9 protein-coding genes are annotated in these 9,922 nt (G+C 62.8%); 5 read left to right on the top strand and 4 right to left on the bottom strand.

The window, feature by feature from the left end:
• Nucleotides 1-121 precede the first annotated feature (121 nt).
• Nucleotides 122-445: a DMT family transporter gene (locus AMA01_RS11025; protein ID WP_067850918.1), complete on the top strand. Its 324-nt coding sequence runs from the start codon at nucleotides 122-124 to the stop codon at nucleotides 443-445.
• Here the strand turns inward: AMA01_RS11025 and AMA01_RS11020 are convergent.
• The 4 genes from AMA01_RS11020 to AMA01_RS11005 all read right to left on the bottom strand — a co-directional run bounded on the left by AMA01_RS11020 (nucleotide 396) and on the right by AMA01_RS11005 (nucleotide 6,336).
• Nucleotides 396-1,427, bottom strand: a complete 1,032-nt coding sequence (locus tag AMA01_RS11020) for a cation diffusion facilitator family transporter (RefSeq protein ID WP_067850930.1) — start codon at nucleotides 1,425-1,427, stop codon at nucleotides 396-398. The genes AMA01_RS11025 and AMA01_RS11020 overlap by 50 nt on opposite strands.
• A gap of 146 nt (nucleotides 1,428-1,573) precedes the next feature.
• Complete coding sequence (locus AMA01_RS11015) at nucleotides 1,574-4,771, bottom strand: adenosylcobalamin-dependent ribonucleoside-diphosphate reductase (protein WP_067850916.1); 3,198 nt, start codon at nucleotides 4,769-4,771, stop codon at nucleotides 1,574-1,576.
• 32 nt (nucleotides 4,772-4,803) lie between these two features.
• Entirely contained in the window at nucleotides 4,804-5,310 is a 507-nt protein-coding gene (nrdR, locus tag AMA01_RS11010; RefSeq protein WP_067850914.1) for a transcriptional regulator NrdR, read from the bottom strand.
• 165 nt (nucleotides 5,311-5,475) lie between these two features.
• Nucleotides 5,476-6,336, bottom strand: coding sequence for an HAD-IIA family hydrolase (locus tag AMA01_RS11005; protein ID WP_067850912.1), 861 nt, complete (start codon nucleotides 6,334-6,336; stop codon nucleotides 5,476-5,478).
• Nucleotides 6,337-6,460: 124 nt separating this feature from the next.
• On the opposite strand from AMA01_RS11005, the gene AMA01_RS11000 reads away from it, so the two are divergent.
• From AMA01_RS11000 to AMA01_RS10985, 4 genes are read left to right on the top strand one after another with little or no spacing between them, the layout of a single operon-like run.
• A complete protein-coding gene (locus tag AMA01_RS11000) occupies nucleotides 6,461-7,321 on the top strand; it encodes an MBL fold metallo-hydrolase (RefSeq protein ID WP_067850910.1) in 861 nt (286 codons plus the stop codon).
• 8 nt (nucleotides 7,322-7,329) lie between these two features.
• Entirely contained in the window at nucleotides 7,330-8,580 is a 1,251-nt protein-coding gene (locus AMA01_RS10995) for a glycosyltransferase family 39 protein (RefSeq protein WP_067850908.1), read from the top strand.
• A 37-nt stretch (nucleotides 8,581-8,617) separates the two neighbouring features.
• Nucleotides 8,618-9,535, top strand: coding sequence for a glycosyltransferase family 2 protein (locus AMA01_RS10990; protein WP_067850906.1), 918 nt, complete (start codon nucleotides 8,618-8,620; stop codon nucleotides 9,533-9,535).
• 25 nt (nucleotides 9,536-9,560) lie between these two features.
• Nucleotides 9,561-9,911, top strand: a complete 351-nt coding sequence (locus tag AMA01_RS10985; RefSeq protein WP_067850904.1) for an EamA family transporter — start codon at nucleotides 9,561-9,563, stop codon at nucleotides 9,909-9,911.
• Nucleotides 9,912-9,922: the final 11 nt, after the last annotated feature.

The following is a 9,922-nucleotide window of genomic DNA, read 5'->3' as shown; positions in this document are numbered from 1 at the left end:
AAAAGGCTCGAGATATGCTTGATCCGCGGGATACGTCATGTCGGGCACCTCCAACCGCGTCTGTGCTATAGCGTATGCGCGATCGCCCGTCTCCGACGTTCCCGGAGAGGAGTGAAAAGCTGTGAACGGTTGGTTCTTAGCAGCTGCCATTGCGTGCGAAGTGTTTGCGACTTCGATGCTCAAAGGGACCCAAGGCTTTTCCAGGTTCTGGCCCTCGATAGCCGTGGTCCTGGGCTACGCGCTCTCCTTCTACGCGCTGTCGCAGGCGCTTCGAACCATCCCCATCGGCGTGGCGTACGCCATCTGGTCCGGCATCGGCATTGCGGCCATCGCGGCCATCGGCGCGGTGGTGTACAGGCAACCCATCACGCCCATCATGGCCGTGGGCATCGGGCTCATTGTGGCGGGCGTGGTGATCTTGAACCTTCACCGCCCGCCCCATTGACGTCGGCGCGGCGAGTCCCCTGATGCGCCTGAGCGCAGAACACGCTCGGCTCGTGAGGATGGGCCTCGTCTTCCACCTGCACGGTGACGTGCCCGATGTTGAGATGGCGCAGCCGGTGCTCGATTTCCCGGATCACGCCCTGGGTCTCCGAAACCGTGGTGACGCCGTCCATCTCCACATGGCACGAGAGCGCATTGCGCCCGTTGGCGATGGACCAGATGTGAAGATCGTGCACGCCCCGCACGCCTTCCACCGCGAGGATGGCGTTCACGACGTCGCGGGCATTCACGTCGGCCGGCGCGCCCTCCATCAGGATGCGCGTGGCGCGGCGCGCCAGCCGAATGGCGCCGTACGCGATGGCGAGCGCGATGGCCACGCTCAAAATCGGATCGATGGGCTCCCAGTGCGTCCACGCGATCACGGCGCCCGCCGCGATCACGCCGAGAGACGCCGCCATGTCGCCCACCATGTGAAGCACGGCGCTCCGCACGTTCAAGTTGTCCTCGCCGCGCATGGCAAGCGCCATGCCGAGGTTGACCACGACGCCGACCAGAGCGCTAAGCGACATCCACAGCGGCTCAATCGGCCGAGGATGTTGCAGGCGGTTCCACGCCTCGACCATCACCCATCCGGTGACGCCGAGCAGCAGCAGCGCGTTCATCAGCGCGGCCAGAATGCCTGCGCGATGATAGCCAAACGTCATGCGCGCATCGGACGGCCTCTCGGCCTGCCGGAGGGCGTACCAGGAGAGCCCGAGCGCGGCCATGTCCGTGAGCACGTGGCCCGCATCGGACATGAGCGCCAAACTGCCGGACACCAACCCACCGAGAAGTTCCGCGAGAAACACCAACGCCGTCAACCAGAACGCGAGGCGCATCTTGTCGGCCGGCGCGTGCACATGCAGCCATTCGCCTTCGTGCGCGTGCCCGCCACCATGCGCGTGATGATGACCATGCGGATGGCCTTCATGCGAATGGGACATCGTTCGTTCTCCTCGTGCGTGGTCCCGCGGCCCGATGCCGCGATCACCTTCATGATATTCGTTCCTCGCCGTCCGCGCAATACCGCTGGGGAGAATCGCCGCACGCACACGATGGGGCGGCTCGAACGTTCGAGCCGCCCGCGCGATCAACATTTGCTATAGCCGCACGCCTCACATTCGTAGCACCCGCCCTGGCGAATCAGCGTGTGCTGATGGCACTCGGGACACCAATCCTTCGCGATGGAATACGCCCTCAGCTCCGACGGCTTCGCCCCGTCGCCCTCGTCCGGCGCAGACGTCGCCGCCTGGCGCGCCGCCATGTGGCGGAGCGGGAACGTCTCGGCGTGCTCGATCAGGGCCTTCGCGATGGCGTCCGGCACCGACGTGATGCGCTGCGCGCCGAAGCCCACGGCATTTTGGCCCCCGATGCCGGAGAAGTGTTTCACCAACTCCGCCTCGCGGTTCGGGTTGTTCGACTCGCGCAGGTACAGCGTGATGGCCCGGCCGAGCGCCTCGTTGGCCGCGTACACGTCCGATCCGGCCTTGCCCACGTTGACAAACACCTCGGTGGCCATGTGCGTGTCCGGGTCGTCGTTGATCGTGATAAACGCCTTGCCGAGCGGCGTCTCCTTGCGATACGTCGCACCGTACAGGACGTCGGGGCGCCGGCGCTTCACGTATCCGCCCGGGGCAGCTGGGGCCGGTTGCACCGCCTTCTCGTTTGCCTCGGAAACCGCCGCGCCTCCCGCGCCCTGGCCGTCGCCCGCTTCATCGTCCTTCTTCAAAGACAGCACCTGCTCGCTGCGCGACCCGTCCCGGTAGATGGTGATCCCCTTGCAGCCGAGTTCATAGGCGAGATCGTACAGTTTCACCGTGTCTTCCACCGTGTACGAGTTCGGCGCGTTGCACGTCTTGGAGATGGAGCTGTCGATCCACCGCTGCAGCGCCGCCTGCACGCGGACGTGCTCCTCCGGCGTCAGCTCCATCGCGGTGACGAAGTAGGGCGGCAGACCCTCTTCGTTGGGATGTGCGCGCCGGTATTCCTCGACGATCGACGCGTGTTCCTCGAACAAACCGAGGCGAGAGTTGCGGAAGTACGACCACGCGTAGTACGGCTCGCACCCGGTCGAACAGCCGACCATCGTGCCCGTGGTACCGGTGGGCGCGATGGTCATGGTCGTGACATTTCGCACCCCGTGCTTGCGGATGGCTTCGACCACGTGCGGGCGCTCCGCGGCCATGTGGCGCATGAAGCCGGATTGCAGGAACTTCTCCGCGTCAAACTTCGGAAACGGCCCGTACTCCTTCGCCAGCTCGACGGACTCGAGATACGCCCACTCCGCCATGAGCCCCATCAGCACGTCGATCAGCTTGACGCTTTCCTCCGAGCCGTACCGAATGCCGCAGTAGAGCATCAGATCGTGCAGCCCCATGATTCCAAGCCCCACGCGGCGCTCGGACATCTGGTTCTGCCGGTTTTCTTCGAACGGATAGTAGGTCGCGTCGATCACGGCGTCCTGGAACCGAATCCCTCGGCGCGTCGTGGACTCGAGATCCTCCCAGCGGATGTGACGCAGGAGAAACTCCGCCTCGTCCTCCGGAAACTTCTCGAGAAGGCAGGAGCGCACATAAGCCTCGCGCTCGGGATCTGCGAATTCGGTCCGAACGCCGCTATCGCGAAAGCCATTGGCAAACCGAGCCAACACGACCGCGCCGAGATTGCAGATCCCATAGGGCGGAAGCGGCTGCTCCCCACACGGATTGGTGGCGACGAGCGGGTTGAAGTACCACGAGTTGCTCATCGCATTGGATCGACCCAAAAAGACGACGCCCGGCTCGGCCGACTTCCACGCCGACTCACAGATGTCGCGCCACAGGTTTGCAGCGGAGACGGTCTCCGTGACCTCAAACGGTCTTTCTTCTTCGAGCCAGCGCCCGAAGTCCCCATCGAATGCCTCGCGGTGAGACGGCGGGACAAATCCGAGCTGCCACGACTCGCCACGGCGTTTGGCGTCCATGAACTCCTCGGACACGCCCACGCTGATGTTGGCACCGGTAATGACGCCGTCCACTTGCTTCGCGCGAATGAACTTGGGCAAATCGGCGTGACGGTCGTTCAGGATGAGCATCAGCGCGCCACGGCGGGAACCGCCCTGGAGGGTGAGCTGGCAGCCCACGCTCATGATTTCCCCGACGCCGACGGGACCGAAGCCCTCGCCGAACACCTGGTTCCCCTTGTCGTAGAGAAGCCCCCACGAGTACGCGCCGGACGATCGCCCGTTCACGCCGCGGACGTAGCTGTATCGCGGGCGAAGCGACGACAGGACGAGCGAGACGCGCTTGCCGTCCCGCATCGCCTCCCACATATCCCCCAGAGTTCTCGCGATGGTGCTGCGGCTGTCACCAGGGCTCAGGCAGAATCCCACAGCCTGCGGGACGAGGTGCGCGTCGGACGCCAGGATCTTTTCCATGAGCTCGCGCGCGCGGATGCGCCCATGCTCCTCGGTGCGCAGCCCCTGGCGCAACCACGCGTCGAGATCGCCCGTCCATGTCTCGTCATACCCTTCCACCGACGTGTCCGGAAACCGAAACACCCACTCGTCGTCTTCCTCCACGGCGCGCCAAAACGCCGCGTCCGCGCGGACGACCTTGGTCGAATGAGCGTACTCGGTCTCCAAGAAGTCGACGAGATCGGGGTGCCAGGCGTCCAGGACCAGCATGAGATCCGCCTTCCGCGACGCGGTGCTCACGGGAATCAATGTGCCCTGAGGCGGAATGCGGGACAGGTTCATGCCCACGCCGCCGCTCCGCGCCTGGATCTCCAGCGTCTGGCCGAACGATTCGGCGTAGTCGCGAAGATCGGGGCCCACGTTCGGAATGACAAAGCAGTTGTAGCTCGTCACCTGCATGCCCGTCCCGAGAGACGCGTTGATACGCCCGCCGGGAACATAGCGCCAGCCCTTCTGAAGCTCGTAAAACGCCTCTTCCCACACCTCCGGCTGGCGCGTGACCGCCGCAGCGCCCCGGGCGACGCGCCGCCACATCTGCCGAGGGGATGTTTCGAGCGGTATGTCCACCTGACTCACCGGCAGATCTGTGAGCGTTCCGTCCCGGAGCTCCACCGTCACCTCATCCGCGTCGCGGTCCACCGCCTTCACGCGCGCAAGTTCGTGGTATGCGCGCTTCTTGTCCAACACGGCGACGACAAGTGCCCCTGGCGCCAGCGCTTCCTTGCGGATGTCCTTCAGCAGGTACCTATCCGCGACGATCTTTTCGCCGGTTGGCCCCAGATAATCTTCGTCGTTCAGATCCAACATGGGCCTCTCCCGCTGTTCGATGGCCATTCTGATCCTCCTCTGTCACGCGGAAACGACGTTCAGGCGTCGGACGGCTTGTCCAATTGTGGCGGTCGTTCTCCCCGCGCCCGATCCCCAATGAGCGCGAGCACTTCCTTGAGAAGCGTCTCCACATCGCGGAATTCCCGGTACACGCTTGCGAAGCGGACATACGCCACGCCGTCGAGCTCCCGAAGCGCATCCATGACGCGCTCGCCGATCACCGCCGACGGCACCTCGCGCTCGTACTCGAGCCGCAGTTTTCGCTCGATCTCGTCGCACACGGCCTCCAGCGTCTCCGCGGGGATGGGGCGCTTTTCACACGCCTTCATGATGCCGCGATAGAGCTTATCGCGCGAAAACTCTTCCCGTTTCTGGTCCTTTTTCACAACCATGAGCGGCCGCTGCTCCACCCGCTCATACGTGGTAAAGCGCCGACCACAGGCCTCGTGAATGCATTCGCGCCGCCGACGAATGGTGCTCCCGTCCTCTCCGGGCCTCGACTCGATCACGCGCGTGTTGTCCGCTCCGCAATACGGGCACTTCATGCCTCTCACCCCCGTGCGCACCGGGCATCTCGCGAATCCGCTCCAGATGACAAGCCGCCGAATCCATATGTAGTGTCAGAAACTCAAGTCACCGCGATTATAAACACTATATCTGCGAGATACAAGGTCCCGCTCGTTGGACATTGGCGAGGATTCTTGGTCGTATCAATCGCCCGGAAGAAGCGAGGCCACGGAGTCGACGATCCACGCAGGCGAATGAGCCGGATCGACCTCTCCACCAATTCCGGATCTCACCCAGACGGTCGCCAGACCGGCAGCTCGCCCAGCCGCCACGTCCGTTTCGACGTTGTCGCCGACAATGACCACTTCCTCCCGGCGAAGCCCAAAGCGCCTGAGCGCATAGTCGACAAACGACGGATCCGGTTTGCCCGTCACAAACAACTCGGCCGACGAGGCCGTCTGCACAAACGCGCCGAGCGCCCCGTTCCCAGGCATGAAACCGTCCTCGACGGGCAGCCGCCGGTCAGGATTCGTGAGGACCATCCAGCCGACGCGATGCGCCACGCGCGCGAGCAGCGCCAGGTCGCCGTAGCAAACCTCTGGCGCGAGCCCCACGGCGACGGCAGCGGCCTCGTTCACCCATTCCGCCCGGAGTTCATCCGCCCGGGCCCTTCGCGGCTCCAGTCCCTCGTCGCGAAGCGCCTCTTCGAGGCCAGGGCCGCCGACGAATGCCACGAGGGCCTTCTCGGGCTCACCAGCGACAGCGACTCGCTGGCGAATCAAGGCTGCAGCCGCCTGCGCGGACGTGGCCACCTCGTCCACCACGGCGTCGATGCCGAGATCGCGCAGAAAGGCGGCGACCTGAGCGGGTGTCCTCGAGGAGTTATTGGTGAAAAAAACGGGTTGAACGCCCTGCGAGCGGAGGGCTTGAACAAACGCGGGGGCCCCATCGATCACGTCCCGCCCGCGAAACAACGTGCCGTCGAGGTCCAGAAGTGCACCTTTAAATCCCGACTGCCAAAACGCCTCTTTGGACATCCCTGCCTGCGACGACGCACGAAACATTCCGTTTCCCTCCTTGCCAGCGAAACAGCAGATTGAGTGTATCATACGGTGAACAGACAAATTGACCCGACCCGCACAAACTTTTAACATGAAACTGATTGTCGCGGAGACGGAGGGACTTGACGTGGCGAATGCGGGGCCTTGGGAAGCCGTGCTACCGGGCGTATGGCGGATGACCGTTCCGTATCCGAACGTGTTGCCGTATGGCACGGTCAATCTCTATGTGATCCAGGACGGCCGCGAGGCCGTGATCGTCGACGGCGGTGCCACGGGCACTCATCTCGACCTGCTTGTCGAGGGCCTTCGGGCAATGGGCGTGCGGCGCGTACAAGGCTTGATTGCGACACACTACCACGTCGACCACACGGCGGGCGTGCCCCATCTCCGCGCGCGGCTCGAATGCGTGGCGTTCATGCACCCGATGGATGTGAGGGCCTTTGACGACAAGTTCCCGGACGTTGCAGGGACTTTTCAAAAGTGCCCTGACCTGCTGCGCGCAGGGCAACGGGAGGTTCATGTCATCCATCAGCCGGGACATACCCACGGCCATCTCCACCTGTGGCTGCCCGACGCAAGGGCGCTCTTCGTCGGAGACCACTTGGTGGAAGCCGGGTCCGTCTGGATAGGCCCGCCGGACGGGCACATGAGGGATTACTACCGCGCGCTCGACGCCGTGATGACGTCAGACGCGGAAGTTGCCCTGCCGGGGCATGGACCTGCCATCTTGCGCCCGCAACTCGCGGCGGGGCGGTTGCGGGAACGGCGCCAGATGCGAGAGGGGCAAATCTTGGCAGCTCTGGCGGACGGTCCAAAGACGCTGGCCGAGCTCACGGCTGCCTTGTACGCGGATGCGGACCCGAAGGCTTTGCCGTTCGCGCGCCACACGGTGATGGCGCACCTTGAGCGCCTTGAAGAACAGGGGACGGTGCGCCGGGCGATGTCCGCCGCGGACTGGATGATGCGATATGCAAGCACTGAGGAGTGAACTCACCGGTGAAGCGCTTGTCGTTTGCGAAAGATCGAACTTGGCTGGGGCTACTGGCCGCCATCGCGCTCGTCTACCACGTGTATTTCATCGTCAAGGCTTGGCGCCAACCCGTGCTCCTGTACGGGGACGCCTATTATTATGATCATTCGGCGCACGTGTTGAACGCATTGCACCTATACGCGTACTGGAGCTGGGGCCCAGCGGCCCAGGTCACTCCCGGCTACCCGCTGTTCCTCGCACTCGTGTATCGTTTGTCCGCCGTGTTGACACCCAGTCACGAGACGCCGATGCACCTCGCACAGGCTGTCCAGCACCTGCTGGCCGTGGCCTCAAGTCTGCTGCTGTACGCCATCGCCCGCTTCCGTCTGCCGCGTTACGCCAGTTTCCTCGCGGCGCTTCTCTGGACCGTGTACCCGCCCGTGATCTACGCGAACGATCAGTTGCTCACGGAGAACCTCTACATCCCCTTTCTGCTCGCGTTCGTGTGGTCGTTCCTCGTCCTTGTGAGAGACCGGACATGGAAAAGTTTCGTCGTCTCGGGACTGTTGCTGGCCGTCACCACGCTGATTCGCCCCAGCGTCGCGCCGCTCCTGGCGGCGCCAGCCTGTCTCTTGTTGCAGCGCGAGACAAGGCTCGCTTGGAAAGCGACATTGCGGAACTATGGGTTGTACATCGCCACCTTCGTCATCGCCATGATACCATGGTGGGTGCGCAATCTCGTCGCGATGCATCAATGGATCACAACCGATCTCGACGCAGCGAATCCGCTGTTGTTCGGATCTGATCCGACCTTTTACAAGGACACGAACATCTCAAACGGACTCACGTATGCGCAGCAAAAAGCGCTCGCCATTCACCGTATTGAGGAGGGCTTCCACACCCACCCACTGGCCTATCTCAAATGGTACACCTTGGACAAACTCGGCTGGCTGTTTGGGACGCCGTGGTACAATACGGTCCTGCCGAGAAACGCGGGGCTGCTGACGCGCCTCACGTTTGCCTATGCCCACCTGCACCTGCTGTGGGTCATTGTCGGAGCCATCGGGCTCGCGGTGGGCTTCGGAATGCGGTATATTCGATGGCTGAGCTGGCTCACCGTCTTTCTCATCGTCGTCCAACTGCCATTTATCCCGATTAACCGGTACGCCTACCCGACCATGCCCTTTTTATTTGTGGGTGTCGGAGCAGTGATCTACCTCGTCACAGCTCGGGCGCGCATGCGCAAGGTGTCGCCGCGCCGAGCCACCGCGCCATAGGCGCGGACGACTTTCACGATGGAGGCATGTCCTGACCATGCGAATCGCAATCCTCATTCCGTGTTACAACGAAGCACTGACCATTGGGAAAGTGGTTCGGGACTTCAAGCGCGAACTGCCCGACGCGGAGATTTACGTATATGACAACAATTCGCGCGACGGCACGGCGGAAGTGGCGAGGGAAGCGGGCGCCATTGTGCGAAGGGAGACGCGCCAAGGCAAAGGAAACGTGGTGCGCTCCATGTTCCGCGACATCGACGCCGATGTGTACGTTATGACGGATGGCGACGACACGTATCCGGCGGAGTTCGTGCACGAACTGGTTCGGCCCATCGTGGCAGGGGAGGCCGACATGTGCATCGGAGACCGGCACTCGGACGGTTCGTACTCCAAGGAAAACAAGCGCCCTTTCCACAACTTCGGCAACCAGTTGGTTCGAAAGCTCATTAACACCCTGTTTCACGCGGATCTCCGGGACATCATGACAGGCTATCGAGCGTTCAGCCGCCGCTTCGCGAAGACGATGCCGATTCAGAGCGAAGGCTTTGAAATCGAGACGGAAATGACGCTTCACGCGCTGGACAAGCGGTTCCGCATTCTCGAGATCCCCATTCAGTACCGAGACCGGCCGCCTGGCAGCCATTCGAAGCTCAACACGCTGAGCGACGGCATACGAGTTCTGAAGACCGTGTTTTGGATTTTCAAAGACTACAAGCCGCTCGCCTTCTTCACCGCCGTCGCCCTGATTTTGTTTTTGGCCGGGCTCGGCGTCGGCATCCCAGTATTGTACGAGTACTTCTCATTCGGGCGCATCGCGAAGATCCCGTCCGCCATCCTGGCCGTCGGTTTCATGGTGCTGGCGACCAACAGCCTGACATGCGGCTTCATCCTGGACACCATCGTTCGCCACCACCGAGACTACTACGAACTCTTACAGAACGAGTTCAAAGGCTGAACAAGAAGGAGCGCCAAACCCTCCCATGCGACTCAGCTATGCCATCCTCATCCTCCTCAACGTCTGCCTGCTCGTCGGCGGGCAGACGCTTTGGAAGTACGGACTGCAACATCGGGATCTCAACAGTTTGCGATCCGTCATCGCGGCCATGTTTTCTCCCTGGGTGATCGCAGGCATCGTGCTGTACGTGATTGCCACAGTGATCTGGATCTTCCTGTTGAACAAGCTTTCCTTGAGCCTGCTCTATCCCTTGCAGAGCCTCGCGTACGTGCTCGCGATTCTCGTGTCCATCTTTGTATTCCACGAGCATGTGCCCTGGATCCGCTGGGCGGGCGTGCTCGTGATTCTGGCGGGCGTGGCGTTGGTCGCCGTGTGAGCGCCGCCCCG

The sequence above is a fragment of the Alicyclobacillus mali NBRC 102425 genome, from assembly GCF_001570745.1.
Lineage (GTDB): Bacteria > Bacillota > Bacilli > Alicyclobacillales > Alicyclobacillaceae > Alicyclobacillus > Alicyclobacillus mali.
The sequence above is the reverse complement of the archived record's forward strand: the minus strand, read 5'-3'. Positions and strand labels throughout refer to the sequence as shown.

Bases quoted from the DNA above. Each gene is read 5' to 3' on its own strand.
- AMA01_RS11005 (WP_067850912.1), bottom strand. From the start codon at position 6,336: ATGTTTCGTGCGTCGTCGCAGGCAGGGATGTCCAAAGAGGCGTTTTGG.
- AMA01_RS11015 (WP_067850916.1), bottom strand. From the start codon at position 4,771: ATGGCCATCGAACAGCGGGAGAGGCCCATGTTGGATCTGAACGACGAA.
- AMA01_RS10990 (WP_067850906.1), top strand. From the start codon at position 8,618: ATGCGAATCGCAATCCTCATTCCGTGTTACAACGAAGCACTGACCATT.
- AMA01_RS10985 (WP_067850904.1), top strand. From the start codon at position 9,561: ATGCGACTCAGCTATGCCATCCTCATCCTCCTCAACGTCTGCCTGCTC.
- nrdR (WP_067850914.1), bottom strand. From the start codon at position 5,310: ATGAAGTGCCCGTATTGCGGAGCGGACAACACGCGCGTGATCGAGTCG.
- AMA01_RS11020 (WP_067850930.1), bottom strand. From the start codon at position 1,427: ATGTCCCATTCGCATGAAGGCCATCCGCATGGTCATCATCACGCGCAT.